At 66.9% G+C, this 26444-nt stretch carries 25 protein-coding genes; 12 read left to right on the top strand and 13 right to left on the bottom strand.

The genetic code is table 11. The annotated features are described in order from the left end of the window. Positions 1-60: 60 nt before the first annotated feature. Genes ntrC through dusB form a run of 3 tightly spaced genes read right to left on the bottom strand, consistent with a single transcriptional unit; the run spans position 61 to position 3550 of the window. Positions 61-1515, bottom strand: a complete 1455-nt coding sequence (gene ntrC / locus ACTHQV_RS16425) for a nitrogen regulation protein NR(I) (RefSeq protein WP_440491808.1) — start codon at positions 1513-1515, stop codon at positions 61-63. Continuing rightward, a complete protein-coding gene (locus ACTHQV_RS16420) occupies positions 1512-2579 on the bottom strand; it encodes a two-component system sensor histidine kinase NtrB (RefSeq protein WP_440491807.1) in 1068 nt (355 codons plus the stop codon). The genes ntrC and ACTHQV_RS16420 overlap by 4 nt, the downstream gene beginning before the upstream one ends. Next, a complete protein-coding gene (dusB, locus tag ACTHQV_RS16415; RefSeq protein ID WP_440491806.1) occupies positions 2555-3550 on the bottom strand; it encodes a tRNA dihydrouridine synthase DusB in 996 nt (331 codons plus the stop codon). Before dusB ends, ACTHQV_RS16420 begins: the two co-directional genes overlap by 25 nt. 92 nt (positions 3551-3642) lie before the next feature. Here dusB and ACTHQV_RS16410 point away from each other — a divergent pair, with 92 nt between their 5' ends. Genes ACTHQV_RS16410 through ACTHQV_RS16400 form a run of 3 tightly spaced genes read left to right on the top strand, consistent with a single transcriptional unit; the run spans position 3643 to position 5841 of the window. Further along, positions 3643-4785, top strand: coding sequence for a bifunctional 2-C-methyl-D-erythritol 4-phosphate cytidylyltransferase/2-C-methyl-D-erythritol 2,4-cyclodiphosphate synthase (locus ACTHQV_RS16410; RefSeq protein ID WP_440491804.1), 1143 nt, complete (start codon positions 3643-3645; stop codon positions 4783-4785). Further along, a complete protein-coding gene (locus ACTHQV_RS16405) occupies positions 4782-5297 on the top strand; it encodes a hypothetical protein (RefSeq protein WP_440491802.1) in 516 nt (171 codons plus the stop codon). Before ACTHQV_RS16410 ends, ACTHQV_RS16405 begins: the two co-directional genes overlap by 4 nt. Before the next feature lie 4 nt (positions 5298-5301). Next, positions 5302-5841, top strand: a complete 540-nt coding sequence (locus tag ACTHQV_RS16400) for a CinA family protein (RefSeq protein WP_440491801.1) — start codon at positions 5302-5304, stop codon at positions 5839-5841. Here the strand turns inward: ACTHQV_RS16400 and ACTHQV_RS16395 are convergent. After that, positions 5763-6263: a type II toxin-antitoxin system RatA family toxin gene (locus tag ACTHQV_RS16395; RefSeq protein WP_440491799.1), complete on the bottom strand. Its 501-nt coding sequence runs from the start codon at positions 6261-6263 to the stop codon at positions 5763-5765. The genes ACTHQV_RS16400 and ACTHQV_RS16395 overlap by 79 nt on opposite strands. Next, entirely contained in the window at positions 6263-7189 is a 927-nt protein-coding gene (lipA, locus tag ACTHQV_RS16390; RefSeq protein ID WP_440491797.1) for a lipoyl synthase, read from the bottom strand. The genes ACTHQV_RS16395 and lipA overlap by 1 nt, the downstream gene beginning before the upstream one ends. A 108-nt stretch (positions 7190-7297) precedes the next feature. On the opposite strand from lipA, the gene ACTHQV_RS16385 reads away from it, so the two are divergent. Continuing rightward, complete coding sequence (locus ACTHQV_RS16385; protein WP_440491821.1) at positions 7298-7924, top strand: carbonic anhydrase; 627 nt, start codon at positions 7298-7300, stop codon at positions 7922-7924. 40 nt (positions 7925-7964) lie between these two features. Here ACTHQV_RS16385 and aspS read toward each other — a convergent pair whose 3' ends face one another. Further along, positions 7965-9761 carry an aspartate--tRNA ligase gene (aspS, locus tag ACTHQV_RS16380; RefSeq protein WP_440491795.1) on the bottom strand — a complete coding sequence of 599 codons (1797 nt, stop codon included), beginning with the start codon at positions 9759-9761 and terminating at the stop codon, positions 7965-7967. 103 nt (positions 9762-9864) lie between these two features. Here aspS and rnd point away from each other — a divergent pair, with 103 nt between their 5' ends. Both rnd and ACTHQV_RS16370 read left to right on the top strand, forming a co-directional pair. After that, the gene (rnd, locus tag ACTHQV_RS16375) at positions 9865-11040 is read left to right on the top strand and encodes a ribonuclease D (RefSeq protein WP_440491794.1); all 1176 of its coding nucleotides are present in this window, start codon (positions 9865-9867) and stop codon (positions 11038-11040) included. Further along, positions 11037-11369, top strand: a complete 333-nt coding sequence (locus ACTHQV_RS16370) for an I78 family peptidase inhibitor (RefSeq protein ID WP_440491793.1) — start codon at positions 11037-11039, stop codon at positions 11367-11369. The genes rnd and ACTHQV_RS16370 overlap by 4 nt, the downstream gene beginning before the upstream one ends. Positions 11370-11570: 201 nt before the next feature. Here the strand turns inward: ACTHQV_RS16370 and ACTHQV_RS16365 are convergent, their stop codons facing one another. From ACTHQV_RS16365 to ACTHQV_RS16350, 4 genes are read right to left on the bottom strand one after another with little or no spacing between them, the layout of a single operon-like run. Then, entirely contained in the window at positions 11571-13061 is a 1491-nt protein-coding gene (locus ACTHQV_RS16365) for a Ppx/GppA phosphatase family protein (protein WP_440491792.1), read from the bottom strand. Beyond that, entirely contained in the window at positions 13058-15232 is a 2175-nt protein-coding gene (locus ACTHQV_RS16360) for an RNA degradosome polyphosphate kinase (RefSeq protein ID WP_440491791.1), read from the bottom strand. Before ACTHQV_RS16360 ends, ACTHQV_RS16365 begins: the two co-directional genes overlap by 4 nt. Continuing rightward, positions 15229-15867 (bottom strand): chromosomal replication initiator DnaA, encoded by a 639-nt coding sequence (locus ACTHQV_RS16355; RefSeq protein ID WP_440491790.1) that lies wholly within the window; start codon positions 15865-15867, stop codon positions 15229-15231. Before ACTHQV_RS16355 ends, ACTHQV_RS16360 begins: the two co-directional genes overlap by 4 nt. Continuing rightward, positions 15864-17105, bottom strand: coding sequence for a heavy-metal-associated domain-containing protein (locus ACTHQV_RS16350; protein ID WP_440491788.1), 1242 nt, complete (start codon positions 17103-17105; stop codon positions 15864-15866). Before ACTHQV_RS16350 ends, ACTHQV_RS16355 begins: the two co-directional genes overlap by 4 nt. Positions 17106-17165: 60 nt before the next feature. Here ACTHQV_RS16350 and purM point away from each other — a divergent pair, with 60 nt between their 5' ends. The 4 genes from purM to ACTHQV_RS16330 are packed head-to-tail and all read left to right on the top strand — an operon-like array spanning position 17166 to position 19684. Further along, positions 17166-18272 carry a phosphoribosylformylglycinamidine cyclo-ligase gene (purM, locus tag ACTHQV_RS16345; protein ID WP_440491786.1) on the top strand — a complete coding sequence of 369 codons (1107 nt, stop codon included), beginning with the start codon at positions 17166-17168 and terminating at the stop codon, positions 18270-18272. A gap of 40 nt (positions 18273-18312) precedes the next feature. Further along, complete coding sequence (gene purN, locus ACTHQV_RS16340) at positions 18313-18834, top strand: phosphoribosylglycinamide formyltransferase (RefSeq protein WP_440491820.1); 522 nt, start codon at positions 18313-18315, stop codon at positions 18832-18834. After that, positions 18831-19085, top strand: coding sequence for a hypothetical protein (locus ACTHQV_RS16335; protein ID WP_440491785.1), 255 nt, complete (start codon positions 18831-18833; stop codon positions 19083-19085). Before purN ends, ACTHQV_RS16335 begins: the two co-directional genes overlap by 4 nt. After that, positions 19082-19684, top strand: coding sequence for a hypothetical protein (locus ACTHQV_RS16330; protein WP_440491783.1), 603 nt, complete (start codon positions 19082-19084; stop codon positions 19682-19684). The genes ACTHQV_RS16335 and ACTHQV_RS16330 overlap by 4 nt, the downstream gene beginning before the upstream one ends. 358 nt (positions 19685-20042) lie before the next feature. Here the strand turns inward: ACTHQV_RS16330 and ndk are convergent, their stop codons facing one another. The 3 genes from ndk to ACTHQV_RS16315 all read right to left on the bottom strand — a co-directional run bounded on the left by ndk (position 20043) and on the right by ACTHQV_RS16315 (position 22578). Then, the gene (gene ndk / locus ACTHQV_RS16325; RefSeq protein ID WP_242115458.1) at positions 20043-20465 is read right to left on the bottom strand and encodes a nucleoside-diphosphate kinase; all 423 of its coding nucleotides are present in this window, start codon (positions 20463-20465) and stop codon (positions 20043-20045) included. A gap of 74 nt (positions 20466-20539) precedes the next feature. After that, positions 20540-20977, bottom strand: a complete 438-nt coding sequence (locus ACTHQV_RS16320; protein ID WP_440491782.1) for a DNA polymerase III subunit chi — start codon at positions 20975-20977, stop codon at positions 20540-20542. 131 nt (positions 20978-21108) lie between these two features. Then, a complete protein-coding gene (locus tag ACTHQV_RS16315; protein WP_440491819.1) occupies positions 21109-22578 on the bottom strand; it encodes a leucyl aminopeptidase in 1470 nt (489 codons plus the stop codon). 170 nt (positions 22579-22748) lie between these two features. Here ACTHQV_RS16315 and ACTHQV_RS16310 point away from each other — a divergent pair, with 170 nt between their 5' ends. Next, positions 22749-24983, top strand: coding sequence for an LPS-assembly protein LptD (locus ACTHQV_RS16310; protein ID WP_440491818.1), 2235 nt, complete (start codon positions 22749-22751; stop codon positions 24981-24983). An 86-nt stretch (positions 24984-25069) separates the two neighbouring features. After that, positions 25070-26431: a peptidylprolyl isomerase gene (locus ACTHQV_RS16305; protein WP_440491780.1), complete on the top strand. Its 1362-nt coding sequence runs from the start codon at positions 25070-25072 to the stop codon at positions 26429-26431. Positions 26432-26444: the final 13 nt, after the last annotated feature.

Raw genomic sequence — 26444 nt, 5'->3', positions numbered from 1 at the left:
TTTTACAACATTCCGCCGGCAAAGCACGTCAAATCGCAACATGGTCGGAAAGCGAACCGATCAGCGTTCCTTGTCAGCATGATAGGAGCGCAGCGCCGGATCGATGCCGAGATCGTCGAGCCGTTTGCGCAGCGTATTGCGGTTCAGCCCCATCGCCTTTGCCGCGCGCAGCTGGTTGTTGGCGTGGCGATCGAGCATCGCTTCGATCAGTGGGCGTTCGACGTCCGAGATCAGCCGGTCGTACAGCGTGCCGTTGTCGAGCGCGGCCGGTTCCTCGCGCGCGATGCGACGAACCCATGCGCGGACCGCTTCGTCGAGATCGGTATCGGGGAGCGCGGCGGGGCGGCCGGTCGCCTCCCCCAGCGCGCCGCGCAGCTCGCCCGCTTCGATCACCGCGTCGCGGCCGAGGACCGCGACGCGGCGCATCAGATTTTCGAGTTCGCGGACGTTGCCGGGCCAATCATGCCCCTCGAGCAGCGCCAGCGCCTCGGCGGTCAGCGACTTGCGCGGCAGGCCGTCGCGCGCCGCCTGATCGAGGAAATGTCGAGCGAGCAGGGCAATGTCCTGGCGACGTTCGCGCAGCGGCGGCAGGGCGATCGGCACGACGTTCAGGCGGTAGAACAGGTCCTCGCGAAACTGGCCCGACTGGACCTGTGCCGCCAGCGTCTTGTTGGTGGCGGCGACGATACGGACATCGGCGCGGATCACGCGAGCGCCGCCGACGCTGGTGAACTCGCCCGATTGCAGGACGCGCAGCAGCCGGGTCTGCGCCTCCATCGGCATGTCGCCGATCTCGTCGAGGAACAGTGTGCCGCCCGCGGCTTGTTCGAACTTGCCGGCCGAACGCTGTGCAGCACCGGTGAAGGCACCGCGTTCATGGCCGAACAGCTCCGCCTCGATCAGCTCGCGCGGGATCGCCGCCATGTTCAGCGCGATGAATGGCGCACGGCGGCGGCGGCCGAGATCGTGGATCGCGCGGGCGACCAGTTCCTTGCCGGTGCCCGATTCGCCGGTGACCAGCACGGTCAGGTCGGTGGCGACGACGCGGGCGATGACGCGGTACACGTCCTGCATCGCCGGCGACCGGCCGATCAGCGGCAGCGACGAATCGAGCGCGTCGACCGGCTGTTCGTCGGCTGCCCCCGCCCGCCGCGCCAGCGCGCCGCGTACGGCAAGGGCCAGCGTGTCGAGATCGAACGGCTTGGGCAGATAGTCGAACGCCCCCGCCTCGGTCGCGCGGACTGCGGTGGTCAGCGTGTTGCGCGCCGACAGGACGATGATCGGCAGGTCGGGATATTCGGTGGCGAGCGATGCCGCCATCTCGAGCCCGTCGCCATCGGGCAGGACGACGTCGGTGACCAGCACGGCGGGCAAACCGGCGCGCAGCTCGGCGCGGAGCTGGCCGAGGGTGGCGACGCTTTGCACGTCATGGCCTTCGCGGCGCAACGCCTGCGCGACGACGGTGCGGATCGCGGCGTCGTCGTCGACCAGCAGGATGCGAGCCGGATTGGTCATGCGCGCGGCAGGTGGATGCGGAACACGGTCATCGGCGGATATCCTTCGCGGGCATAGCGGACGAGGCCGCCCATTTCGCCGACCAGCTTCTCGACCATCGGCAGGCCGAAGCCCCGTCCCTCGCGCTTGCCCGATACGAAGGGTTCGAACAGATGGCCGGCGATGTCGGCGGGTGCACCGGGGCCGTTGTCGGTGACGGTCAACTCGATCGGCACCGCACGGCGTCCGCCGCCGATGGCATGCGACATGCCGTGGCGATAGGCGGTGCCGAGAATGATGCGCGGTTCGTCCACCTTCTCGAGCGCTTCGGCGGCATTTTTCAGCAGGTTCACCATGACCTGGACGAAGGCGTCACGATCGATCCGGACCGGGGGGAGCGAGGGATCGAAGCGTTCCTCGATCGTCACGCCGCGGGCGAAGCCGGCGGCGGCGAGCTGTACCGCATGCGCCAGCACCGGATAGATGTTCTGGCTCACCAGTTCGCGCGGACGATCGTCGGTGAAGTCCTGCATCCGGTCGATCAGCGCGGCGATGCGGTCGACCTCGGCGATGATGAGGTCGGTCAGAACCGGGCGGTCCTCGACATCGTCCGACAGCAGCTGGGCGGCACCGCGAATACCCGACAGCGGGTTCTTGATCTCGTGCCCCAGCATCGCCGCCGCGCCGATCGCCGCCCGCGCGCCCGCCGCCTGCGGCATCGCATGGCCGGCGCGCAGGCCATAGAGCATCACGATCCGCCATGCCGATCCGTGCGCGGCCGGGCTGTCGTGGAAATCGACACGCAGCCGTCCGCCGCGCTTCAGCTGCAATTCGCAGTCATAGCTGGCGAAAGCGCGGCCGTCGCGCTGCTCGGCATAGCCCGGCGGGAGCGAGATGATCTGTTCGAGCGACAGGCCGCGCATCGCCCGGTCGGACAGGTTCAGCAGCAATTCGGCCGCGCCGTTGGCGTGCGCGATGCAGCCGGCTTCATCGAGGACGATCGCCGCGACCGGCAGCCCCGCGAACAGGTCGGCAAAGCCCGGCATCGCCGTCGCCGGGATCACGCCGCTGCGCGCGAGCACCATGGTGCATAGAATTCGTCGAGCATCGCCAGCACCGTCTGCGCGCTGGCTTCCTGATTGACCTTGTTCCGGAAATCGGCCGAACCGTGCAGCCCCTTGGTGTACCAGCCGATATGCTTGCGCATCATGTTGACGCCGGTTTCGGCGCCATAATGGTCGAGCATCATGTGATAATGGTCGAGGATCAGGCGATATTGTTCCTCGATCGAGGGATCGTCGGGAACGTGCCCGCCCGACAGCGCCGCCATCACCTGCGCCAGCAGCCACGGCCGGCCATAGGCGCCGCGGCCGATCATCACCCCGTCGGCACCCGACTGGGCAAGCGCGGTGCGCGCGTCGTCGACCGAGCAGATGTCGCCGTTGACGATCACCGGCACCTTGACCGCGTCCTTCACCCGACGGACGAACGCCCAGTCGGCATGGTCGCGGTACATCTGGTTACGAGTACGGCCATGGACGGTGACCATCTGCGCGCCCAGATCTTCGGCGATATGCGCCAGTTCGGGGGCGTTGAGGCTGGCATGGTCCCAGCCCATGCGCATCTTGACGGTGACCGGCACCTTCACCGCCTTCACCACCGCCGCGATCAGGTCGGCGGCGAGCGGCAGGTCGCGCATCAGGGCCGATCCGGCATCGCCGTTCGTCACCTTGCGCACGGGGCAGCCCATGTTGATGTCGACGATCGCCGCGCCCTTGTCCTCGGCCAGCTTCGCCGCTTCCCCCATTTCAACGGGCGTGCAGCCGACGAGCTGCATCGAGACCGGTTCCTCGACCGGGTCCCACATCGCCTTCTGGATCGACTGGCGCGTTTCGCGGATCGCCGCCTGGCTGGCGATCATTTCGGTGACGTTCAGCCCCGATCCGTGCCGCCGCACCATCTTGCGGAACGGCAGGTCGGTGACGCCGGTCATCGGCGCGAGGATTACCGGCGTGTCGATGACGACATCGCCGATACGGATGGGAACTAGGGTCATGGATTGTGCCTGAAAGTCGGGCAGCCCCTAGCGCAAAGCGCTGCGCAGGGCAAGGCTGGCGGGGGGCGGCGCCTTGCGCTAGGCGGACGGCCATGCAGACCGGACCAACAGTCGCGCTGATCGTCGCCGCCGGGAGCGGTACCCGGTCGGGCAGCGTCACCCCCAAGCAGTTCGCCACCATCGCCGGACGACCGATGGTCGCCCATGCCCATGCCGCGCTATCGTCCCATCCCGGCATCGACCGCGTGGTCGTGGTGATCGGCGTCGGACAGGAGGAGGCGCTGCGCGCCGCGATCGGCGACGTCGAGCATGTCACGGGCGGGGCGACCCGGCGCGAGAGCGTCGCGGCCGGCCTCGCCGCGATCGGCGATGCGGCACGGGTGCTGATCCACGATGCGGCGCGGCCGTTCGTGCCGGTGGACGCGATCGACCGGCTGCTCGCCGTACTCGATCACGCGCCGGGTGCGGTGCCGGTGCTGCCAGTCGCCGATACGCTGGCGCAGGGCGGTGTGGCGCTCGGCGATGTCGTGCCGCGCGCCGCGCTGGTGCGGGTGCAGACGCCGCAGGCTTTTGCGGTGCCGGCGATCCGGGAAGCCCATGCCGCATGGGACGCCAGCGCCGAAGCGACCGACGATGCGCAGATGCTGCGCGCGATCGGCCTCGACGTAGCGATGGTCGAAGGGGACCCGATGCTCGACAAGATCACCTACCCGGCCGATTTCGCGCTGGCCGAGGCGCGCGCCCTGCCCGTGCTCGTGTCACGCAGCGCCACCGGCTATGACGTCCACCGGCTCGAAGCGGACGAGGAATTATGGCTGGGCGGCGTGCTGATCCCGCACGACCGCGGACTGTCGGGGCATAGCGACGCCGACGTCGCGCTGCATGCCATCACCGATGCGCTGCTCGGCACGATCGGCGCCGGCGATATCGGCACGCATTTTCCGCCGAGCGAGCCGCAATGGCGCGGTGCCGAATCGGGACAGTTTCTGGCGCACGCAGCCAAGCTGGTACGGGCCGAAGGCGGCATCATTGATTTCGTCGACCTGACGCTGATCTGCGAGGCGCCGAAGATCGGCCCGCACCGCGCAGCGATGCGCAGTCGGATCGCCGACATCCTGGGCATTGAGGAACGGCAGGTCAGCATCAAGGCGACGACCAGCGAACGGCTGGGCTTTACCGGGCGGCAGGAAGGGATCGCGGCGCAGGCGATCGCGACGATCCGGGTGCCGGCATGAAGCGCCTAGCCGCCCTTCTCGCGCTGTTCGCTTGCGGTTCGGCATCGGCGCAGACGCCGCCATCGTGCGTGACGCCGGCCGAGGCCGAGGCGCTGGTGCTGTTCGTCGCCCCGGAACTGATCCGGCAGGCGGGCGCACGCTGCGCCAACGCGCTGCCCGCCACCGCGCTGATCCGGCGGACCGGCGGGCCGTTCCTTGCCCGGTACGAAGCCGAAACCGAGGCAGCGTGGCCGCAGGCGAAGGCGGCGCTTGGCCGGCTTACCGCACCGCAGGCGATCCAGCTGCTCGATTCATCGTTCGCCGCGCCGCTGGTGGCGTCGCTGATCGCGCCGATGGTCGTCGGCAATATCGATCCCGCCGATTGTCCGCGGATCGAGCGCGCCGCGAACCTCGTCCAGCCGCTGCCCCCGCGCAACGTCGCCGGCCTGATCGTGCTATTCGCGCAGATTGATGCCGACCGGCCCAACCCCCAAATGCGTCTGCCGCTGTGCGGACAACGTGCCCGGAATTGATGTAATGGAAACCATTCTGCCCCCCGAACTGATCGACGCCGCCCGCAAGGTCGTCGAGACCAACCGCGCCGCCGGGCGGCGCATCACGCTGGCCGAAAGCTGCACCGGCGGGCTGGTGTCGGCGGCGATCACCGAGATACCGGGCTGTTCGGAGGTGTTCGGCGCAGGCTTCGTGACCTATTCGAACGAGGCCAAGGTCGATCTGGTCAAGGTCAGTTCCGACGTGCTCGAGACGTTCGGCGCGGTATCGATCGCAACGGCGTGGAGCATGGCGCAAGGCGCGCTGGAAGTCACGCAAGCCGACGTCGCGGTGGCGATCACCGGTGTCGCCGGTCCCGGTGGCGGGACCGAAAAGAAGCCGGTCGGTACCGTCGTGTTTGCTCGCGCGGAGAAGGGCGGCGATCCGGCGAAGGTCGTGGCCGACCTGCGCCAGTTCGGCGATCGCGGCCGTGGCGGTATCCGGCTTCAGGCTGCGCTGTGTGCGCTCGAACTGCTGCTGCCGCCCGAGGTTGCGCCTGAGGAACCCGTCCCCGAATCGCCGTAAAGCCGGGCGGCGCGATCCTCGAACGCGCCGATCATCTTGCGCAGCGCGCGGTCGAAGACTTGTCCCGCCAGCATTTCGAACATGCGGCTCTTGAACTGGAAATCGACGCAGAAATCGACATAGCACCCGCCCTGCCCATCAGGGCGGAAGCGCCAGTCGTTGTTCAGATATTTGAGCGGTCCGTCGAGATAGTCGACGCGGATATGGTCGGGCCGTTCCTTCTGCACCTTCGACGTGAAGCTCTCGCGCAGCCCCTTGAACCCGACGATCATGTCGGCGACCATTTCGGTCTCGGTGCTCGAGCGAACCCGGATCGCGCTGACCCAGGGCAGGAACTCGCCATAGCGCGGGACGTCGGCAACCAGATCGAACATCTGTTCGGGGCTGTAGGGCAAATGGCGGGTTTCGCTATGCTTGGGCATCAGGCGCGAACAACGCCCAGCTTGGCATCGCGGTTCGCCCGCATCCGTTCGAAATCGTCACCGGCATGATAGCTCGACCGGGTGAGCGGCGACGATGCGACCAGCAGGAAGCCCTTGGCACGGGCGATGGCGGCGAACCCGTCGAACGCCTTGGGCGTGACGAAGTCGATGACCTTGGCATGCTTGGGGGTGGGTTGCAAATACTGGCCCATGGTCAGGAAATCGATGTCGGCCGAGCGCATGTCGTCCATGACCTGATGCACCTCCAGCCGCTCCTCGCCGAGGCCCAGCATGATCCCCGATTTGGTGAAGATGGACGGGTCGAGCTTCTTGACGCTTTCGAGCAGGCGCAGCGAGGCGTAATAGCGCGCGCCCGGACGGATCGTCGGGTAGAGCCGCGGCACGGTTTCGAGATTGTGGTTGTAGACGTCGGGGCGCGCCGCCACGATCATCTCGACCGCCGCTTCATGCTTGTTGCGGAAATCGGGGGTCAGGATCTCGATCGTCGTGGTCGGGTTCGCGGCGCGGATCGCTTCGATCACCTTCACGAACTGCTTGGCACCACCATCGGGCAGGTCGTCGCGATCGACCGAGGTGATGACGATATGGTTCAGCCCCATCGCCGCCGCCGCTTCGGCGACATGCTGCGGCTCCATCGGATCGACCGCACGCGGCATGCCGGTCTTGACGTTGCAAAAGGCGCAGGCGCGGGTGCAGGTGTCGCCGAGGATCATGACGGTCGCATGCTTTTTCGACCAGCATTCGCCGATATTGGGACAGGCCGCTTCCTCGCACACCGTGGTCAGGCTTTTCGAGCGCATCAGCGCGCGGGTTTCCTGCACCACCTTGCCGGTCGGTGCCTTCACCCGGATCCAGTCGGGCTTGCGGGTCCGCTCGGGGCGGGGCAGCGGCGTCATCTCGTTCATGGGCGTCAGATAGCGATGCGCGGCGAAACGAACAACCGCCTGCAACGTTCGCGCGCGCCGTGCGTCTGTGTGCCCGAGGGAAGATTTATACAATATGATGGAGATTCACTGATGCACTTCAGCGACCTCAAAGAAGGCTATTATCGCTTCCGCGGCACCGAATGGCAGCAGGAACGCGAACGCTGGAGCGAACTTGCTACCGGACAGAGCCCAAAGGTGATGGTGATCGCCTGTTCGGACAGCCGCGTCGATCCGGCGACGATCTTCGGCGCGCGGCCGGGCGAAATCTTCGTGGTGCGCAACGTCGCCAATCTGGTGCCGCCGTTCGAGGATGACGGCGGGCGGCACGGCGTGTCGGCAGCACTGGAATTCGCGGTGACCAAGCTGGAAGTCGAGGAAGTCCTGGTGCTCGGCCATGGTGCCTGTGGCGGCGTCAATGCCTGCCTCACCCAGTCGCTGGCCAATACCAAGCCGGGCGAAGGCGGCTTCGTCGCGCACTGGATCGACCTGCTCGACGATGCGCGTGAGAAGGTCGTCGCGGAACACGGCACCGGGCCGGAAGGGCAGAAGGCGCTGGAGCAAGAGGGCGTGAAGGTCTCGCTCAAGAACCTGATGACCTTTCCGTTCGTCAAGGAACGGGTCGAGGCCGGCAAGCTGAAGCTACACGGCGCGGTCTTTGCGATCGAGGACGGGCGGCTGCGCGTGCTCGAAGGCGAGACATTCGAAAACGCGTGAACACGCAGCGGGGCGGGGCAATCCCCCGCCCCGTACCAACTCAACCTTCCTTCGGACCGTCGACAGTCACGCGGATATTCAGTTCGCGCAACTGCTTTGGCGTCGCATAGTTCGGCGCGCCCATCATCAAATCTTCCGCCTTCTGCGTCATCGGGAAGGTGATAACTTCACGGATGTTCGGCTCGTCGGCCAACAGCATGACGATACGATCGACGCCCGGTGCCGAGCCGCCGTGCGGCGGCGCGCCGAACTTGAACGCGTTGATCATGCCCGCGAAGTTCGTGTCGACATCTTCCTGGCTGTAGCCGGCGATCTCGAACGCCTTGTACATGATTTCCGGGCGATGATTCCGGATCGCCCCCGACGACAGTTCCACGCCGTTGCAGACGATGTCGTACTGGTACGCCAAGATATCAAGCGGGTTCATCGTCTCCAGCGCTTCCATCTCGCCCTGCGGCATCGAGAAGGGGTTGTGGCTGAAATCGACCTTCTTCGCGTCCTCGTCATATTCGAACATCGGGAAGTCGACGATCCAGCAGAATTCGAACCGCTTGTCGTCGATCAGGCCCAGCTGTTCGGCGACACGGGTGCGGGCGAGGCCGGCGAGCTTGGCGGCCTGCGCTTCCTTGCCCGCGGCGAAGAACACGCCGTCATCGGGGCCGAGGCCGAGCGCTTCAGCGATCTTTGCCATGCCCTCCTCGCCATGGTTCTTGGCGATGGGGCCGCCCCATTCGCCGCCCTTGCGGGTGGCATAGCCGAGGCCCGCAAACCCTTCGGACTGCGCCCAGGCGTTCATGTCGTCGAAGAATTTGCGGCTCTTGTCGGCAGTCTTGGGGGCCGGAACCGCGCGAACGACATCGCCCGCCTCGACGATCGAGGTGAAGCGGCCGAAGCCCGAACCGACGAACAGGTCGGATACGTCGGTGATGAGCAGCGGGTTGCGCAGGTCGGGCTTGTCGTTGCCGTATTTCAGCATCGATTCGCGGTAGGGAATGCGCTTGAACGGCAGCGGCGATACGGTGCGACCCTTGCCCTGCCAATCGGCATATTCCTCGAACACGCCATGCAGCACCGGCTCGATCGCGGCGAACACGTCTTCCTGCGTCACGAAGCTCATCTCGAAATCGAGCTGATAGAATTCGCCCGGCGAACGATCGGCGCGGGCGTCTTCGTCGCGGAAGCAGGGCGCGATCTGGAAATAGCGGTCGAAGCCGGCAACCATCAACAGCTGCTTGAACATCTGCGGCGCCTGCGGCAGCGCGTAGAACTTGCCCGGATGCACACGGCTGGGGACCAGATAGTCGCGCGCACCCTCGGGCGACGACGCGGTCAGGATCGGCGTCTGGAACTCGGTAAAGCCCTGATCGATCATGCGGCGGCGCAGCGACGCGATGACGTTCGAGCGCAGCAGGATGTTCGCGTGCAGCCGCTCGCGACGCAGGTCGAGGAAGCGATAGCGCAGGCGGATGTCTTCCGGGTACTCGGCTTCGCCGGCGACCGGCATCGGCAGTTCCTGCGCGGCCGACTGGAGCGTGGCAGCGCGGGCGTAGATTTCGATCGCGCCGGTCGCGAGGTTCGGGTTCTTCGTCGCCTCGCTGCGCAGCTTCACGCTGCCGTCGATCGTCAGCACCGATTCGGTGCGCGCCGATTCGAGCAGGGCGAGTGCGGGCGAGTCGCTGTCGGCGACGATCTGGGTAATGCCGTAATGGTCGCGCAGATCGATGAACAGCACGCCGCCATGGTCGCGCTTGCGATGCACCCAGCCCGACAGACGGACGGTATCGCCGTCGTTCGCGTCCGTAAGCTGGCCGCAGTTATGAGTGCGATAGGCGTGCATTGAAAACCTTCCGGCGACGAACAAGGAATATTGGTTGCGAGCGGTCGCGCTTCCCTCCCCCACCCCCTTTTGTCAAGGCGCGGAACCTTGCTATGCGGGCGCGATGCATATCCATCCGTTGATCGAGGACAGTGCGACCCTCGCCGCCCTCTGTACCCGCCTCGCCACGTCCGACTTCGTTGCCGTCGACACCGAATTCATGCGCGAGAACAGCTATTGGCCCGAACTGTGCCTGATCCAGATCGCCAATACCGAGGAAGCGGCGGCGATCGATCCGATGGCGCCGGGCATCGACCTGAAGCCGTTGCTGGATCTACTGACCGACAATGACGAGGTGTTGAAGGTCTTCCATGCAGGGGGCCAGGATATCGAGATCGTCTACAACCTCACCGGCAAGACGCCTTTCCCCATGTTCGACACGCAGGTTGCGGCGATGGCGCTGGGTCAGGGCGAGCAGGTCGGCTACTCGAACCTCGTCGACGCCTATCTGGGGATTACGGTCGACAAGGGGGCGCGGTTCACCGACTGGTCGCGCCGGCCGCTCGACGATCGGCAGATCGACTATGCGATCGCCGATGTCACGCATCTGTCGGTGATCTTTCCCAAGATGCTGGCCAAGCTGCGCAAGACCGGGCGCGGGCTGTGGCTGGACGAGGAAATGGAGCGGATCGGCGATCCGTCCAACTACTTCAACGATCCTGAGACGGTATGGCAGCGCATTCGCGTCAACAGCCGCAAGCCCGAAGTACTGGGCCGGTTGAAGGCGCTGGGCAAGTGGCGCGAGTTGGAAGCGCAGGGCAAGGACCTGCCGCGCGGGCGCATCGTGAAGGACGAGACGATCGCCGATCTCGCGGGCAATCCGCCGCGCAAGCAGGCCGATCTGGCCAAGGTGCGCGGGCTATCGGCGGCATGGGCGCATAACGATATCGGCGCGCGGATGATGACCGCGCTGGCCGAGGCGCGTCCGTTGCCCGCCGACGAGATGCCGGGGCGCGATGAGCGCAAGCCGGCATTGGGCAAGGAAGGCGCGCTGGTCGCCGACCTGCTGAAACTGCTGCTGAAAATCCGGGCGAACGAGATCAAGGTCGCGGCACGGCTGCTGGCGCGGTCGGACGATCTGGAGGCGCTGGCCGCCGGACAGCGCGACGGGTTGTCGATCCTGCATGGCTGGCGGTTCGAACAGTTCGGGCGTGATGCGCTGGCACTGGTCGAGGGTCAGCTTGGGTTCACCGTGCTGGGTGGACGATTGAAGATGACCCGCGCGGAGGTGGTGGAATGAAGCAGTTTGCGTTGATGGCAGTCGCGGTGGCCGGTTGTGCCGAACAGCAGACCCCGCCGCCGGTACGGACCTTGCCGCCGACCATGGGATCGCGGCCGGTCGGACCGGGGGTCGCGCCGCAGATCGATAGCTGCGGTCTGGGGTCGATCGGCGATCTGGTCGGGAAGTCGGTGACCGAGACCATGGCCGACGATGCGCGCAAGCGGTCGGGTGCGCGGACCGTGCGGGTGATCCGGCCGGGGATGATGGTGACGATGGACTTCCGACCCGACCGGCTGAACATCGTCGTCGACGACAAGGGCAAAGTGACCGATTTGCGCTGTGGTTGATGATCGCGGAAGTTGACGAAGGTGACAGTACGTCGATCTTTCGAAACCGCTCTATTGCAATAATTGCAATTGGTTAGGTCAAACCTTGGGCGCGGAAGTTGACACGTTGTCACCTTGACGTTCGCAAGACGCGTTTAGTGGGCCGGACCGTGGAAAGAGCGGCCGGAGGATCGCAAACCGGGAGCGTGTAGGAAAGCGGCGTCAGGGGGCGACCAGCGCCGCTTCCATGCCCAGCGCCGTTGCAAGCGCCTTGTGGCGTTTCTGGACCGCCTCCCCATATAGCGCGGTGTCGCGGGCGGGGACGACCAATTCGACTGCCCCGCGACCACGCCGCAGGTCGGTGCGCTGCAATGGCGCGGCGACGCCGCCGCTGAGGCGCTGGCCCAGACGCATGGCGAGACCCCAGCGGTGCGCTGCGGACAGCGCAGCCGCTGGGGCGAGCCGCGGGAGCGGATCGGGCGCGGCGTCGCCACCGCCGCCCAAACAACTGTAGAGCGCCTGGGCGACGATCGCGCGGCCGGCGGCGTCGATCGCGACCCAGTTGCCGTGCAGTGCGATCTCCACGCCGCGCTCGGCGCGGAATTCGGGGTTGGCGTGCCAGCCCACATCGGCCAGCAGGCAGGCGGCGTGGCGTAGCCGGACCATCGCGGCGTCGTCGTTCGGAAACAGCGGCGCGATCCATTTGTGTAGCAGGTCGCCATGTTCGGCGAAGCGGCCCTGCCGGGCGCCTTCGTCATGGGCGGCGATCAGCAACGGATCCTGTGCGCGGACATCGGCGGGCAAGGCGGCGTAGAGCAGCCCCTCGCGCAGGCCGTAGGCGGATACCATCGTTGTCGCCGAGCCGAGATGCTTCGTCATCGACGCCAGCACCGCCGTCGCATTGTCGAGCGTCGGCACGCGTCCGCCCGACAGGTTCGGCACCGCCTTCAAATCGGTGCGGGGAAGATCGGCAAGAATCTTGCGCAACGCATTGATCCGGTTCAGGGAAATTGCATAGCCATGCGCGATCGGCAGCGGATAGCCGGTCAGGTGCATGTCGAGCCGGGCGAGCGCACGCCACGACCCGCCGACCATGTAGAAGGGCAGCCCCTGCCCGCGCCCCGCCCAGCCGGCGTCACGAACCATCCGTTGCACGGTGCGGTCGAGTTCGCCGGCGCGACGTTCGCGGATCGCGCCGATGCGCAGTACGCCGAGCGGAAAGGACACCCGCTCGCCAAGCTTGCCGCCCTTCACCCGGACGAGTTCGAGACTGCCGCCGCCGAGATCGCCGACGATGCCGTCGGCATCGGGGATCGCCGACAGCACGCCATGGCCGGCGGCCTGCGCCTCCTCCTCGCCCGACAGCGTCTCGACGGTCAGCCCGACGCTTTCGGCGAGCGCGATCAGGTCGTGGCCGTTGCTGGCGTCGCGGACGGCGGCGGTGGCGACGGTGCGGACGACATCGACCTGCATCTCGCGCGTCAGCCATGCGAAGCGGGCGAGCGCGGCGCCGGCGACGCGAAATGCCTCCGCGTCGATCGTGCCCGTTGCCGCGAGCGACCGGCCGAGCCCGGCCAGCACCTTCTCATTGAACAGCGTCGCCGGGATGCGATCCGGCCCGCCATAGACGACCAGCCGGATCGAGTTCGATCCGATGTCGATGATCGCGCTATGCGCGACGGTGGCGGGACGGCTCCACGGCAATCGGATCACATCGTTCCTTCCCGGGCCGCCCGCCATGCGCGCAGCGACAGTTTCTGCGGCACGGTGGCCGCCCCGCTCTCGATCGCCGCACCGCGCCCGGACAGCGACGGGTTGGTCATGAAATAGCGGTGCAGGTTGAACGGCTTGTCACCTTTCGCCATCCGGCGATAGCTGCCATCGGGGCCAAGGTCCCAGCTTTGTTCAGTGTCGAGCAGATTGGCGACCATGACCTGATCGAGGACCTGGTCGTGAACGGTCGGGTTGGTGATCGGCAGCAGATATTCGACGCGGCGGTCGAAATTGCGCGGCATCCAGTCGGCCGAGGACACATAGACCAGCGCGTCGTCGTTGGGCAGCGCCTGTCCGTTGCCGAAGCAATAGATACGGCTGTGTTCGAGGAAACGGCCGACCACCGATTTGACGCGGATGTTGTCGGACATGCCTGGCACACCCGGCCGCAGGCAGCAGATGCCGCGCACGATCAGGTCGATCTGCACGCCCGCCGCCGATGCCTCATACAGCTTGTCGATCAGCGCCGGGTCGACCAGCGAGTTCATCTTCAGCCAGATCGAGCCCCTGCCCCCGGCACGCGCGGTCTGGATCTCGCCCTCGATCAGGGCTTCCAGCCGGTCGCGCAGGTCGCGCGGGCTGATGGCAAGCTGTTGCAGCGCCTGCGGTTCGACATAGCCGGTGATGTAGTTGAACACCTGCGCCGCATCGCGTCCGATCAACGGATCGGCAGTAAAGAAGCTTAGGTCGGTGTAGATGCGCGCGGTGATCGGGTGATAATTACCGGTGCCGAAGTGGCAATAGGTGCGATAGCCCTGTTCCTCGCGCCGGACGACCATCGAGATTTTCGCGTGGGTCTTCCACTCGATGAAGCCGTAGACGACCTGCACCCCCGCGCGTTCGAGGACCGAGGCGAGGTTGAGATTCTGCTCCTCGTCGAAGCGGGCCTTCAGTTCGACGACGGCTGTCACCGACTTGCCGGCTTCGGCCGCAGCGACCAGCGCCGCGACGACCGCGGACTGCTTGCCGGCGCGGTACAGCGTCTGCTTGATCGCGACGACATCGGGGTCGGCGGCGGCCTGTTTGAGGAAGGCGAGCACCACGTCGAACGTCTCGTACGGGTGGTGGACGACGATGTCCTTTGCCCGGATCGCCGCGAAACAATCGCCGCCATATTCGCGGATGCGTTCGGGAAAGCGCGGGGAGAAAGGCGGGAATTTCAGGTCGGGGCGATCCTCGGCGACCAGCATCGACAGGTCGCCGATGCCGAGAAACCCGCCGGTTTCGGTGATGAGCGCGTCGCTGCCGCCCATTTCGTCGCGCAGCAGCTGGACCAGTTCGTCGGAGATACCCGATTCGATCTCGAGGCGGATGATCCGGCCGCGGCGGCGGCGCTTGATCGCGGTGCGGAAATAGAGGACGAGGTCCTCGGCCTCTTCCTCCAGTTCGATATCGCTGTCGCGGATGACGCGGAAGGCGGCGGAGGCGCGCACCGTATAGCCGGGAAAGAACAGGCCGGAGAAATGGCGCAGCACCGTCTCGATCGCGACATAGCGCGCGGTCTTGCCCGGCAGGCGGACGAACCGCGGCATGGCCGGGGGCAGCAGCACGACCTCGCGCACTTCGACATCGTCCGACCGGCGGATCAGGTCGAACAGCATCGCCGAGCCGAGGTTCGGAATGAACGGGAACGGGTGGGCCGGATCGAGCGCCTGCGGGGTCAGCACCGGAAACACCTGTTCCCGGAAATAGCGGGCGAGCCATTCCTCGGTCTCGCCATGCAGGGCGTCGGCATCGAGCACGACGATATCCTGTTCGGCCAGTCGCGCCGCGATATCGCGCCAGATGCGCTGCTGGCTGTCGACCAGCCCGGCGGCGTCGACGGTGATCGCCGCCAGCTGTTGCGACGGGGTCAGGCCGTCGGCGGATTCATGGCCGACCTCCTGCATCTGCTGTCCCTTCAGGCCAGCCACGCGGACCATGAAGAATTCGTCGATGTTCGTGGCCGAGATCGACAGGAAGCGCAGCCGTTCGAGCAGCGGGTGGTCGGGATTGCACGCTTCGTCGAGGACGCGACGGTTGAACGCCAGCCACGACAGTTCGCGGTTGAAATAGCGCGCCTCGGGTGCGGCGGCGACGGTGGTGCGGGCGGAGGGGACGGGATCGTTCACAGCAGCCGGTCCAGCAGCAGCGGGTTGCCGGCGAGCGCGGCGCGCGCGGCGGGAACGGTCAGACGGCGCGTCGAGCGCAACATGGCATCTTCCTCCAGAGCCTCGACGATGCGAAGCACCGCAAGGTGGCTCCGTTCGACGCGGCGGGCAAGCCAGCGCACCAGATCGGGCGCGGCGACGAGTTCCTTCCTGTCGAAGAGATATTGCAGCAGTGTTTCGATCAGCACGTCGTCGGGCGCTTCGAGCCGCAACACCGGCGTCGCGTTGATCCGCGAACGCAGGTCGGGCAGCCCGATCCGCCAGATCGGCGGGGGGGCGTCGGCCACGATCAGCAGCGGGCGGGCATCGGCCTGCGCCCGGTTCCACGCGTGGAACAGCTCGGTCTCGCTCCAGCGATCGGCATCGTCGGCGATCGTCCCGCCGCTCTTCGCCGCGAACAGCCGGGCGAGCAGCGTGCGCCCCGACTTGCGCGGGCCGACCAGCAGCGCGGCCTGTACCGGCCAGGTCGCGAAATGATCGAGATGGTGGACGGCGGCTTCGTTCGACGGCCCGACGAGGAACAGGTCCTGCCGGGCGCCGGCGGGAAGTTCCAATGGCAGGGTAAGCTGAACCGTACCGCGAGGCAGCGTGGTCATTCCTGCGGTGCACTCGGCGGGGCGGCGGGGGTCGAGGCGGTGCGGCGGCGGATGCGCAGCGCCCCTTCACCCTGCTGCACCTGCCAGCCGCGCGATTCGAGGGCGGCGGTCAGGATCGCGATATCGCCGTCGAAGGTGACGCGCAGCACCGATACGCCGCCCAGCGCCAGGCTAGAGGTCGCGGCGGAGCGGACGCCGGGCACCGATCGCAGCGCGGCCTCGGTCGATTCGACGGCGGCGACGTTCGGGGTATCGGCCTGGATCGACAGGGTGACGCTCTCTCCGGTCGGCAGCGGGGTCGGGCCGGTGCCGGGATCGGTGATCGTCGGGTCGTCGATCTCCTCTTCGTCGGGGACGATGACGCTGCCCGGTGGCGGGGCGGCAAGCACCAGATCGGGGCGCAGCGCGCCGCTGCGCAGGCCCTGCTGATACAGGGCGTCGAGGCGGCGGACCCCTTCGTCAAGGAGCGCGGGCACGGCATCGCCCTGATTCACGCGCAGCGAGAAGCTGCCGAGCAGGCGGTTGTCGGGGCCGTAGCCGGCGGTGAAGGTGCCGATCACCGGGCCGCCGGGCCATTGGCGGTACAGCCGGACCTGCGGGATCAGCACGTCGGACGCGCCATATTGGTTGAGGACGGTGCGCCACCAGCCGCGCCCGCGCCGCGTCACCTGTCCGGCGTTGAGGAGCAGGCCGTCGGCGCCGGTACCGCTGGGGCGGACATAGTCCATGACGCTGCCACCGGTGCGGAAGCGGGCCCATGCCGCCTGCCACGGGGTCGCGCGTTCGAACACGGTGCCGGTGCCGCCGTCCCACATCAGCGGCACGACCAGCATGGCGGGCGACCGCTCGGACACGCCGGCGATACCGAGGATCGAGGCGGCGCGGCCGCGATTGAACAGCACGCCCAGCCGGGCGATGTAGCGGTTCGGGCCGATCTGTTCGCTTTCGACGACGATGCTGGTGACGAGCGAATCGAGCGTACCGTCGGGCAGCGTGCGGGCTTGCCCCGTCAGCCGCTGCGACAGCATCTGCCAGCCCTTGCGCTGTGCCACGCGCCAGCCGGCGGTGCGCGCGGCTTCGGCCGAGGGGCCGGCGACGTCGATGCGGACGCCGTTCACCTCGAAACTGCCCGATCCGTCGACCGCGGCGACGCCGCCCTGCTGCGCCACGACCGCCCCGGTCGCGACCACGCCCAATGCGAGGGCGGCAAGGATGCGGCGGGGCTGAACCAGGGTCATCCGCGCCTTTTGACGAAGCAGGCGTGGAAATCCAAGCGCGATGTGGCTAGTCGAGCGTGCATGAGCAACGAAGCGGACCGCGGCGGCGGCTATACCTACGCACAGGCAGGCGTCTCGATCGCGGCGGGCAATGCCCTGGTCCGCGCCATCGGGCCGCTGGCCAAGTCGACGCGGCGGCCGGGTGCGGATGCCGAACTGGGCGGGTTCGGCGGGGTGTTCGATCCCAAGGCCGCCGGGTTCAAGGACCCGTTGCTGGTCGCGGCCAATGACGGGGTCGGTACCAAGCTGAAGCTGGCGATCGAGCATGACGCGCATGACGGGGTCGGTATCGACCTGGTCGCGATGTGCGCCAACGACCTGATCGTGCAGGGTGCCGAGCCGCTGTTCTTTCTCGACTATTACGCCAGCGGCAAGCTGGTCGCCGATACCGCCGAGCGGGTCGTCGCGTCGATCGCCGAGGGGTGCCGGCAGGCGGGCTGCGCGCTGATCGGCGGTGAGACGGCCGAAATGCCAGGTATGTATGCCGATGGCGATTATGATCTGGCCGGCTTCTGCGTCGGTGCGGTCGAGCGCGAGCAGTTGCTGACCGGGGACAAGGTTGCGGTGGGCGACGTGATCCTTGGCCTCGCATCGTCGGGGGTGCATTCGAACGGCTTCTCGCTGGTGCGGCGACTGGCGGCGGACAAGGGGTGGAAGCTCGACCGCCCTGCCCTGTTCGATCAGGATGTGCTGCTGATCGACGCGCTGATGGCGCCGACCAAGATCTATGTGAAATCGCTGCTGCCGCTGCTGCGCGAAGGGCGCATCCATGGGCTGGCGCACATTACCGGCGGCGGCTTGCTGGAGAATATCCCGCGCGTGCTGCCTGAAGGCGCGCATGCGATGGTCGATGCCGATGCGTGGGAACAGTCGCGGTTGATGGCGTTCCTGCAGGCGCAGGGCAATATCGAGCCGGAGGAGATGGCGCGCACCTTCAACTGCGGTATCGGCATGGCGGTGCTGGTCGCTGCCGAGGACGCGGACGCGGTCGCCGCCGCATTGGCGGAGGCCGGCGAGACTGTCGTGCGGATCGGCACGGTCGATGCGGGCGAGAAGGGTTGCACCGTCAAGGGCAGCGCCGGGACATGGAGCGCGCGGAGCGACTGGAGCGCGACGCATCTTGGCTAAACACCGTGTCGGCGTCCTGATTTCGGGGCGGGGATCGAACATGGCGGCGCTGATCGCGGCGGCACAGGCGGCGGACTGTCCGTTTGAAGTCGTGATGGTGGCGTCGGACAAGCCCGATGCCGCTGGCCTGACCCATGCCGCCGAAGCGGGCATCGCGACCTTCGCCCATTCACCCAAGGGCATTCCGAAGGCGGAATATGAGGCGGCGATCGACGGTGCGCTGCGGGCGGCGGGGGTCGAGACGATCGCGCTTGCCGGCTATATGCGGTTGCTGTCGGACTGGTTCGTCGGGCAGTGGCGCGACCGCATCGTCAATATCCACCCGTCGTTGCTGCCGGCCTATAAGGGGCTGGATACGCACGCGCGGGCGATCGCTGCCGGTGATGCGGAGGCGGGCTGTTCGGTCCATGTCGTGACCGAGGAACTGGATGCCGGGAGCGTATTGGCGCAGGCGCGCGTTCCGATCCTGCCCGACGATACGCCCGATACATTGGCGGCGCGGGTGCTGGTGGAGGAACACCGCCTCTACCCGCGAACCCTGGCGGAGTTTGTGACGCGATGACCGAGACGATCGACCGTATCCGTGAAGCCGTAAAGGTGTTGCCGGCGGTCGAGGAGCGACAGGAGGATGGCGCGACCGTCTTTCTGGTCGAAGGCGAAGCGTTCGTGCGGGTGGATGGCGCGGCGACGGTGCGCGGCGACGATGGCTGGGTAGCGCTGCCCGATGGCGATGCGACCGCGATCGACGATGCGGTCGCCCATGCGTGGGAACTGGCCGCGCCGCGCGGACTGCTGGAGGCCGGCGGTCGGTGAGCGAAGCCGAGGACGCCCGGGCCGAGCGGCGGCGGTGGATCACGCTGGCCGAGGGCGTGGCGGTGGCCGGCGTCGTGATCGGCGGGCTGACGCTGTGGAACAACGTGTCGGAGCGACGGACGACCGAGGCTGAACGGGCCGCCGAACGCGCGTCTTTGGCCAAGGCCAAGACGGCGCTGGCGATCGTGGCCACGCCGGACCGCGGTGGCGAACGGCTGGTGCTCAGCGCTGCCGACCGTCGGATCGAGCGGATCGACGTTACCTTTCCGCCGGCGTTGAAGGTGCCGGCTAAATCCGCGGTCGGCGACGTGGCGATCTCAGCGGATTGGGTGCGTGCGCCGTTGCTGGCGATCACCGATGGCGGGGCCGATGCGATCGAGGGCCGGTTGCCCGTTGCGATCACCGCGACGTGGTGGGACGGCGAGACGCAGCGACGATCGAGTGCGATCTACGATCTGGTCTTTACTACCCATGGGCGATTGGTCGGTGGGCGGTCGCTGCAACTGACCGCGCTTGCACGGCGGGAAGCGGCGAGCGGTGGCGTCGGGCGGCGGCTGGATACGCTGTGGGCTCAGGAACTGGGGCGGTTGGCGGGGTAGGCTATCTGCTACCTTCCCCTTTCCTCGTGCACTTCCCGTTTGCTTCGAGCGAAGGTTCGAGCTTGTCGAGAAGGGGGTGCCCCAAGCGCCGGGTTCTCGACGGACGCTTCTCGACAAGCTCGAAGCTGCTCGAACCGAACGGGGAAGGTAGCTCCGACATTCCCGTTCGTCCTGAGTAGCCATTGAGCTGTCGAAATGGCGTATCGAAGGACCGTCTGGGGAAGGTGCTTCGATACGGGTCTTCGACTGCGCTCAGCCCCTACTCAGCATGAACGGTTAGGTACAAATTACTGCTTCCGACACAAAAAAGGCCCGCTCCCCAACCGGGAAGCGGGCCTTTTTCGCATCAGGCATTCAATCAGCCGACGATTTCTTCCGGCTTGAAGAAGAAGTCGATTTCGATCTTCGCATTCTCTTCCGAATCCGAACCATGGACCGAATTGGCTTCGATCGATTCGGCCAGTTCCTTGCGGATCGTGCCCGGTTCGGCATTTGCCGGGTTGGTCGCGCCCATGATGTCGCGGTTCGCCTGAACGGCGTTTTCGCCTTCCAGCACCTGGACGACGACCGGGCCCGAGATCATGAACGACACCAGGTCGTTGAAGAACGGACGCTCGCGGTGCACGCCGTAAAAGCCTTCGGCCTGTTCGCGGGTCATCTGTATGCGCTTCGAGGCGACGACGCGCAGGCCGGCTTCCTCCAGCATCTTGGTGACGGCACCGGTCAGGTTGCGGCGGGTCGCGTCGGGCTTGATGATCGAAAAGGTACGGGTGGCGGCCATGGTGGTCGCAGCTCCTGCGTTGCTGGTTGGAAGTTGACGGTCCCCCTAGTCGCGCACCGCGTTGCAGGCAAGCGCTACGCCGCCTGTTCCCAACCATTGTCGCCCTGTCGCCAGTAGCGGCGTTCGACGCCGTCGCGATCGGCCAGCGCCTTCCAGGCGGAGCGGGCGGCGGCGATATGATCCTCCCCGAAGAAGTGGAAGGCGCGATCGAACGTCAGCGCCTCGTCGCGCCAGCGGCCGTCGACGATGGCGATGTTGCGGGCGCTGTTGGCCGGTGTGACGTCGGGCGCGATCAGCACCGCTTGCAGGCGGTCGTCCCCCGCCCCGGCCTGCGCATGCGGCAGGAAGCTGTCGGGAGCGTAGGTCCACAGCAGCATGTCGAGGTCGCGGCGTTGATCGGCATCTTCGGACACCAGCAACAGCCGCTCGCCATCGCCGTGCAGCCGCGCGGCGATACGGGGAAGCACGCGTTCGAGCGGGCTGCGGGTCAGGTGGTAGAAGTCGACTTTCATGGGTTTGCTCGTGGGCCCTCCCCACCCCCGTCACCCCAGCGGAGGCTGGGGTCTCTCGCAGCAGATGTACCGCGCTTGCCGCGGGAGATTCCAGCCTGCGCTGGAATGACGGAGGCGGCGGCAGTCCGGTCTCAACCCTCGAAATTGTCCGCGACGAACCGGTCGAGGAGTCGCACGCCGAAGCCGGTCGCGCCCTTGTCGTGATGGTTGCCGGGCTTGTCGGCCCATACCATGCCGGCGATGTCGAGATGCGCCCAACGCACGCCTTCCTCGATATAGCGCTTCAGGAACTGTGCGGCGGTGATCGAGCCGGCGCCGCGCGGGCCGATATTCTTCATGTCGGCGATCGGGCTGTCGAGCAGCTTGTCATAGGCCGGCGACAGCGGGAAGCGCCACAGCAGGTCGCCCGACTCGCGCGATGCGGCGAGCAGCTGGTCAGCGAGCGAATCGTCGTTGGCGAACATGCCGCCATGCTCGCTGCCGAGGCTGATGATCATCGCCCCGGTCAGCGTGGCGAGATCGACGATGGTGCCGGGGTTATGCGTCTTCTGGACCCAGGTCAGCACGTCGCAGAGCACCAAACGCCCTTCGGCATCGGTGTTGAGCACCTCGATCGTCTGGCCCGACATGCTGGTGACAACGTCGCCGGGGCGCTGCGCCTTGCCATCGGGCATGTTCTCGACCAGCCCGACGACGCCGACGACATTGGCCTTCGCCTTGCGCGACGCCAGCGCCTTCATCGCGCCGGCGACCGCGCCCGCGCCGCCCATGTCCCATTTCATGTCTTCCATGCCGGGGCCGGGTTTCAACGAGATGCCGCCGGTGTCGAAGGTCACGCCCTTGCCGACCAGCGCGAGGTCGACATCGCCCTCGCCCTTCCCGTTCCAGCGCATGGCGAGCAGCCGCGCTTCCTTCTCCGAGCCCAAGCTGACACCGAGCAGCGCGCCCATGCCGAGTTCGGCCATCTGCCGTTCGTCGAGGATGGTCAGTTCGATGCCGAGATCGGCCAGTTCGCGGCACTTCTCGACGAAGCTGACTGGGTAGAGCACGTTCGGCGGGTCAGTGACCAGCGTACGGGTCAGGTCCAGCCCCTTGGTGATCGCATCGGCGGCGACGAACGCGTCGTCGATGCCATCGGGCGCGTTGGCGATGGTGATGGTCGTCAACGTGGGCTTCGACTTTTCGGGCATCTTCGTGCGATAGCCGTCCTGTCGCCAGCCGCGTTGCGCGGCGGTCGCCGCAAAGCGTGCGACCGAAGCGGCGGGCAAGTCGGTGCCGGCGAAATCGACGGTCAGCTCGGTCAGGCCGGAGAGCAGGAAGCGGCCGGTCAGCGCGCCGCCCGCCTTTTCCAGTGCTGCGCCGTCGCCGGCGCCGATGCCGAGCAGGATGACGCGGTTAGCGCTGTCGCCCTCACCGGGGACGAAGATTTCGGCCATCGACCCGGCCTCTCCCTCGAACCGGCCGGCGCGGGCGGCACCGGCGACCAGCGTCGCGGTGGCTTCGTCGAGCCCGGCCGCGGCGATCCGGTCGAGCCCCCCGGTGGAGATCGGCAGGACGAGGGCGGTGGCGGTTCCCCGGTCGGGGGCGAACTGGATCGAGATCGACATGCACTTCCTTCTACGCTGGCGCACGTATGCGCTGCCGTCTTCTAGGCCCGCTGTTGCGGGCAGGTAAAGCGGGTGGACAGCGATTGCGGTTCCCGTTGCACGGTGCGATAGGCACTGGCGACAAGGTCGCCAGCGGGCGGCGACAAGGGGAAGCGGAACTAGTGGTGCGTTCGATCGGGTCGCTTGCCCTTGGGTTGACATTGGCGTTCGGCGGGCCGGCCTGTGCGCAGGATTTGCAGGATCGGCCCACGTCGCCGCCCGCGCCCGAACAGGCGCTGCCGACCCCGCCGACCAGCGACCAGATCGATTTCTCGTCCGACCTGCTGGAATATGACAGCAATGCCGATATCGTGACGGCCAGCGGCGAGGTGCGGCTGCTGCGCGACGGCAACCGGCTGCGCGCCGACCGGGTGACGTGGAACCGCAAGACCGGACAGGTCGTCGCCGACGGCAATATCGCGGTGACCAATCCGCAGGGCGATATCGCCTATGGTGACCGGATCGAGCTGACCGACACGCTGAAGGACGGCGTGGTCGACAATATGCTGGTGGTGCTCGACGAAGGCGGGCGGATTGCGGCGAAGCGCGGTACCCGTTCCGAAAACGGCGTCGTGACCGTCGAAAGCGCGGCCTATACGCCGTGTTCGGTGACCAATTCGGCGGGATGCCCGAAGGAGCCGTCGTGGAAGATCACCGCGATCCGCGTCCGCTACGATCCGACGCGGCAGCGCATCCGCTATACCGGCGCGGGGCTGACCATCTTCGGCCTGCCGACGATCCCGCTGCCGTCCTTCTCGCATTCGATCGGCGACGGCAGCGATTCGGGGCTGCTGGCGCCGTCGATCCGGCTCGACCGGGTCAACGGAGTCGAGGTCGCCGTCCCCTATTATTTCAGCCTCGCGCCCAATCGCGACCTGACCATCACGCCGCACGTCTATACCGCGGTGCTGCCGATGCTGCAGGGTGATTATCGGGCGCTAACGTCGAAGGGTGCGTACCGGGTACAGGGCTATGCGACGGTCAGCCGGCGCAGCGACGATCTCGTGCTCGGCATCGTTCCGACGGGGAGCGAACAGTCGTTCCGTGGCTATCTTGACGCGGTCGGGCGGTTCCAGCTCGATCCGAACTGGGCGGTGTCGGGGTCGCTGCGCTATACCACTGACCAGACGTTCCTGCGCCGCTACGACATTTCACGCGACGACCGGCTGCGCAACAATGTGACGGTCGAGCGGATCGACCGCGACTCGATGCTGACGATCAGCGGCTGGGCGGTGCAGACGCTTCGGGTCGGCGACGATCAGGGCATGCAGCCGGTGGCGCTGCCCGAACTCGATTATCGACGCCGGTTCAACGGCCTGTTGGGTGGCGTCGCGCAGGTGCAGCTCAATACGCTGGCGATCGGGCGGAGCGAGGGACAGGATACGCAGCGTGCCTTTGCCGCCGCGCGCTGGGACCTGACGCGCTATACGCCGCTGGGGCAGGAGGTGACCTTCACCGCCTATGCCCGTGGCGACGTCTATAATGCGCGCGACACGATCGATACCGCGGTGCTCAGTTATCGCGGCGACGAAGGCTTCACCCCGCGCGGCATCGCGGCGGCGGCGGTCGATATCCGCTGGCCGTTCGTCGGGCCGATCGGCGCGGGGACACAACGGATCAGCCCGCGCGTACAGCTGGTCGCGTCGCCGAGGATCGCCAATCTGGCGGTCCCGAACGAGGATGCCCGCGCCGTCGATCTCGAGGATTCGAACCTGTTCGCGCTCAATCGCTTCGCCGGATACGACCGGTTCGAGGATTCGTCGCGCATAACCTATGGGCTCGACTATGCGCTCGACCTGCCGGGCGTGGCGGTGTCGGCGACGATCGGGCAGAGCTACCGCGCCAGCCAGCGCGCCAGCATCCTGCCGAGCGGCACCGGCCTGGACGATCGCTTCTCCGACTTTGTCGGGCGGACCGATATCCGGTTCCGCGAGCTGGTGACGTTCACCCATCGCTACCGCCTCGACAAGGACGGGCTGAAGATTCGCCGCAACGAACTCGACGCGACGGTCGGCAGCCGGCGGACGTACCTCCAGGTCGGCTATCTGCGGCTGAACCGCGATATCGACGAGCTGGAGGATCTGCAGGATCGCGAGGAAATTCGCGTCGCTGGCCGGATCGCCTATGGCCCGTTCTGGTCGGCATTCGGGTCGGCGACGGTCGACCTGACCGACAAGTCGGAGGATTCGCTATCGCTGTCCGATGGTTACGATCCGATCCGTCACCGGCTGGGTGTCCAGTATGAGGACGATTGCCTGCGGCTGGGGCTGACGTGGAAGCGCGATTACCAGCGGATCGGCGACGCACGCAGCGGCAGCAGCTATTTGGTAACGCTGGCTTTGAAGAACCTGGGGCGATAAGGCTCTGTTCAGGCGCGGCGGGCCATGAATTTGCCCGAATGGTGCGGCACCGCCCTGAATCCGCGCGCATGGGATAAGACGACCAAGTGACCAACAACATCGTGAATGTCGGCCGCATCGGCCGTTCGATCGCCGGTTTCGTCGCGATCGCCGCCGCCGCCACGCTGGCGGCGCAGACCGTGAGCGACGGGCAGGAAGTGCCCGGCGCCAATCTGAACCTGCCGGGCAATCCGACGATCTTCGGCAAGCTGGACCCCAATATCCGTAAGCCGACCGCGATCGTGAACGACACGGTGCTGACCGGCACCGATGTCGACCAGCGCATGGCGCTGATCGTCGCGCTCAACGACTTCAAGCTGAGCGAGCAGGACCGCGAGGTGCTGCGCCAGCAGGTCGTGCGCCAGCTGATCGACGAGACGCTGCAGATCCAGCAGGCCAAGGCGAAGGACATCACCGTCACGCCGGCCGAGCTGGAGCAGAGCTTCAACCGCCTCGCCAAGCAGCGCTTCAACCAGACGCCCGAGCAGTTGCGCGCTTATCTGCGCACGGTCGGGTCTTCCGACCGCTCGCTACGGCGGCAGATCGAGGGCGAACTGGCGTGGAGCCGGCTGCTTCGGCGGCAGGTCGAGCCGTTCGTGAACGTCGGCGAGGAGGAAGTCGCGGCGGTCATCAAGCGCATGGAGGAATCCAAGGGCGCCGAGGAGTTCAATCTCCGCGAAATCTATATGAACGCGACGCCCGACCGTGCTGCCGAGGTGCAGGCGGGCATGACCAAGATGATCGAGCAGATCCGGCAGGGCGCGCCGTTCGAATATTTCGCGCGGAATTTTTCCGAGGCATCGACGCGTGCGGTGGGCGGTGACCTGGGCTTCGTGCGCCTGAACATGCTGCCCGAACAGTTGCAGCGTGCGGCACAGCAGATGCAGGTCGGGCAGATCGCCGGACCGATCGAGGTGCCGGGCGGCTATTCGGTTCTGTACCTGGCCGACAAGCGGCAGGTGCTGATGGCCGATCCGCGCGACGCGAAGCTGGCGCTGCGGCAGTTGTTCCTCCCCTTCCCCGCGGGCACGACCGAGGCGCAGGCGAGTGCGAAGGTCGCCGCCTTTACCGAAGCGACGCAGGCTATCCGCGGCTGCGGCGACGCGACCAAGGTCGCACAGACGCAGAAGGCCGAGATCGTCGACAATGATTCGGTCACCGTGCGCAGCCTGCCGCCGGCATTGCAGGAGATCATCCTGAAGCTGAACGTCGGACAGGCCACCCCGCCCTTCGGTTCGCCCAAGGACGGCGTGCGGGTGCTGGTGCTGTGCGGTCGCGAAGACCCGCGCAACGGTGCGTTGCCTAGCGCCGCGCAGATCCAACAGGGGCTGGAGCAGGAGCGCGTCAACCTGCGCGCGCAGCGGATGATGCGCGACCTGCGGCGTGACGCGGTGATCGAATATCGTTGAGGGAGCGGGTGCG

The sequence above is a fragment of the Sphingomonas sp. SAFR-052 genome (assembly GCF_051965015.1).
Lineage (GTDB): Bacteria > Pseudomonadota > Alphaproteobacteria > Sphingomonadales > Sphingomonadaceae > Sphingomonas.
This window is presented reverse-complemented; position numbering and strand designations above follow the sequence as displayed.